Source organism: Kitasatospora sp. NPDC001660, assembly GCF_053596725.1.
Window position 1 is genome coordinate 1 of sequence record NZ_JBSFGU010000129.1, and the last position, 2444, is coordinate 2444.

Annotated in this window: 2 protein-coding genes; both read right to left on the reverse strand. The window is 68.0% G+C overall.

From position 1 onward, the window contains the following. Positions 1–165: 165 nt before the first annotated feature. Positions 166–747 carry a hypothetical protein gene (locus ACWCXH_RS39830; RefSeq protein ID WP_449806401.1) on the reverse strand — a complete coding sequence of 194 codons (582 nt, stop codon included), beginning with the start codon at positions 745–747 and terminating at the stop codon, positions 166–168. 206 nt (positions 748–953) lie between these two features. Beyond that, positions 954–1961 (reverse strand): S41 family peptidase, encoded by a 1008-nt coding sequence (locus tag ACWCXH_RS39835; protein ID WP_449806402.1) that lies wholly within the window; start codon positions 1959–1961, stop codon positions 954–956. Positions 1962–2444 lie beyond the last annotated feature (483 nt).

Below are 2444 nucleotides of genomic sequence, written 5' to 3' on the forward strand. Positions count from 1 at the left end.
GTTGCGCTCGCGTCACACACCACGGTCTACCGGATCAGGACCCGCCGCGAAGGTGAATCACACAGATTGATCACGACCGAATACGTGCCCTAGTGCTCTGACCGGCAACGTTCGCCGGGTGGGTGGCGGTGAAACCGGTGAACCGTCGACGCCACAGGGCTCGCGCTATGGCGTCACGTCGTAGGTGAGGCGCGCGACCTCCCGTGTTGCAACGAGGCCGTTGTGGCCGAGGGCCATGCCGCTCAACGACTTCCCGTCAGTCGTTTTCACCGTGAAGTGGAACTTGTACCCCGCGCTCTGATCGTTGGGCAACCCGTCCACCTCGGTGACCGTCAGGGTGGACGCGATGACCGTGTTGCCACGAGTGATGGCCTTGAACAGCACCTCCTTGTCCGCAGGGCTGAGCTCGTTCGGCCAGACCGACGCGGATCCATCGGCAGAGCGCTTTGACCACCCTGGATCGCTGGAACTGCGGGGCGTGTAAATGAACGGGTCCGGGGTGGTGGGATCGTCAGTCATCCACTGCTTGTACTTGCCGTCCTGCGGTGTTTGCAGCGCGGTGAGGAGGTTGACCACCTGCAGGCGCCAAGGAGCGTTCTGGTACGCATCGGCCTGTTGGGATGAATGAGATGAAGACGACGCTGGGGCTACTCCGGACTGCTCGTTCCCGCCGTTGTGACCGCATGCGCTCAGCGTCAATACTCCCGCCACGATGACCGCAGCCACACCCACCCGGAGCTTCTTCACGCTGTCTTCTCCCGCCCCTCTGACTGCATCCGGTGTTGATACGGCACTTATCAAATGATCATAGGTCGCGGGGTGGCTTGACCACCAAGCTGCATCCGAGCGCCGACCATCGTTGCCGCATCCTCCCGTTGGCCCCGGATCCACCGACATGCAACCGGGTTCGCGGCCCGCCGGCCCCAACCCGGTGAACCTTCTCGGCCACAGCACTAGCTCTTGCAGGCGGGTTGGGTCGACAGCCAGGCGGTGGCGGTGTCCAGGGTGTGGTCGGTGCCGTTACGGGCAGGGGTGTCTATCTCTTCGTCGGGGTGGATCGGGCCGTCATGGACGTGGCCGGTGCGGTCCGTCTCGGCGGCGCCGGTGAGGACGATGACGGCGCCGTCGGACAGGCGGTGGGGGTCGTTGCCGGTGGGCACCCCGAAGGTCTGCTGGCCGAAGCTTCGGGTGGCCGGTCGGCCGATGAAGGCAATGGTGACGGCCTCGCCCGCGCTGCCGGTCCTGCGGGCGGTGAGCACGGCGACCGGCGGGTTGGGGACGGTGAGCGGGGTGACGTCCTCGGCGGAGGCCTGCGGGGTGTCGTCCTGGTAGGGCACGCCACCGCGGATCGACCACACGGCCCGCTTGCCGTCCGGGGTGACGAAGCCGCCGACCGGGCCGTCCCCGAGGATCGGCCCCGCCACCGCGAGCGGCGCCCACATCCCGCCGCCGGTCTCGTCGCGCAGGTCCACCACCCACCCGCAGGCGCCCGCCCGGTCGGTCGTGGCGGCCGCGGCGCGACCTTGCCGGACGTACTCGGCGTAGGTGCGGTCCGAGCCCTTCACCGGGGGAAGTTCCAGGTAGCCGATCCGGTTGGGGAGTTGGCGCGCCGTCGGTGCGTTGACGACGTCGGGGTCGCCGTCGACCTGGTCGGCCTGGGCGGGTGGAAAGAAGTGGCTGTGGTGGTCGCCGAGTGCGCCCAGGGCGCCGTTGATGGCGGGATATGTCTCGGCAGGGGTGTGGGCCTCGCCGGCGCGGTCGAAGGCCTGGGCGCGGACTGTCTTCCAGTCCACCTCGGCCCTGTGCAGCGATTGCTGCTGCATGAGGTCCAGGGCTCCGGTGAGGTAGCCGCGAGCCTCGGGCGAAAGGCGGGCGCCCTCCTGCGGCGACGGCGTCGAGGCGCAGCCGACGAGCAGTACTGCGGCCCAGGTGGCTATCGCCCAGCGGTGTCGTGAACTCATACGTTCCCCCCTGATCGGTTCGTGTGTCCGCTGATTCTTCCCCAGAGGGCGATCCTCAGGGAGTGTCGAACTCGGTCTTGATCGACACGGTTCTAACCGGAGCTCCATCCCCGGTCCAGGGGTTGACGCACAGGCCCCACGCCCTATCTACACGGCATTGGGGCTAGCCACGGCCGATGCTGCGCCATCTCCATGCCAGTGAGGAGAGCACTTGCTGGAACAGCCCTCGTGCCGATCAGGCCGGGGGCGGGACGGCAGCGACCAAAGCGACCGACACCGAACACAGGCCGACCAGGCGGTGCGCGCCACGGGCAATGGGATGCAGCGCGCACCGCCCGCCCGATCCTGCCAGAGTCCCCAGATCACGGGCGCCGGGCCGAAACTGTGCCACAGTGGCACGCGACAGGAGTTCTCCGATCCGGCCGGTCGGGGCCAAGGGCCATTCGCTGGCGGCGATGGCGGCCGTTCGCGAGTCCGCGTCAT

What these genes read in the sequence shown, in the direction of transcription:
- ACWCXH_RS39835 (WP_449806402.1), bottom strand. Translation starts at nt 1,961, where the DNA reads ATGAGTTCACGACACCGCTGGGCGATAGCCACCTGGGCCGCAGTACTG.